General features: G+C 58.9%; 1 protein-coding gene. It reads left to right on the top strand.

Going from position 1 to position 1,120, the window contains the following annotated elements; genetic code table 11:
* A partial coding sequence (locus tag ACXJ5O_RS27840; protein ID WP_457302735.1) for a type I secretion system permease/ATPase occupies window positions 1-1,120 on the top strand: 1,120 nt, incomplete at both ends.

The raw sequence follows: 1,120 nt of genomic DNA, 5'->3' as shown, positions 1-1,120 counted from the left end.
GTCCTGGCAGTGGGCGCTCTGCTGGTATACGGCATTCTCGAATTTATCCGGGCTTTGTCTTTCCAGGCCATGGGCAGCGCGCTTGTGCGCCGGCTAAATCTGCCGATTCTGACGGCTGCCGTGCAGGCATCAGTGGATCAGGGCCTTCCCAAGGCCACGCAATCTTTGCGCGATCTCACCGAACTGCGTACTTTTTTGACTTCCTCGGCGGTAAGTGCGCCACTGGATGCCGCCTGGTCGCCTATCTTTCTCGCCGTGCTCTTCCTGCTGCACCCGGTTTTCGGGATCATCGGGGTCGTGGGGGTGATCATCCTTGTTTGTTGCGGCGTGGTTACCGATCTCTTAACCCGCAGCCTCCTCAAGGATGCAAATCAGGCCAACATTGAAGCCATTTCAAAAATTGGTGCAACGCTGCGGCACGCCGAGGCCATCGAGGCAATGGGAATGTTGCCCGCTCTGGCAAGACGCTGGCGGGGTTTGCAGATGAATGCGCTGGATCTGCTCGATCTTGGAGGCACCCGCAGTCGCGCGATGGCGTCTATAGCGCGCACTTTGCGCTTTATCATCCAGGTCGCGACGCTGGGTGCAGGAACCCTGCTGGCGATGGAGCAGGCGATCTCGCCAGGCGCAATGATCGCGACCAGCATTATCGTTGGCCGTCTGCTGATGCCGTTCGACCATGTCGTCGAGACCTGGCGTCAATGGGTGAATGCGGTTGGCAACTGGAAACGCATCCAGGCCCTGCTCGCACAGAATCTTGCCGTGCGCCAGACAATGCCAACGCCCCGCCCGCATGGCGACCTGATCATCGACAAGCTGGTTTATGCAGCTCCGGGTGTCGAGATGCCTATCATCAAGGGTATTTCCTTCAGCCTGTCGCCAGGTGAAGTACTTGGCATTGTCGGCCCATCTGCAGCCGGCAAATCGACACTTGCACGACTCATGATCGGGATCGTCAAGCCGACATCGGGCGGCGTGTTTCTCGACGGGAACAATGTCTATCTCTGGGAACGTGGCTCCTTCGGAGAGATTGCCGGTTATTTGCCGCAATCGGTGGCGCTGCTTGAGGGCACCATCCAGGATAATATCGCGCGGATGGGCGACGGCGATCCGCATCGGG

It is taken from the genome of Phyllobacterium sp. P5_D12, from assembly GCF_054049495.1.
The sequence above is the reverse complement of the archived record's forward strand: the minus strand, read 5'-3'. Positions and strand labels throughout refer to the sequence as shown.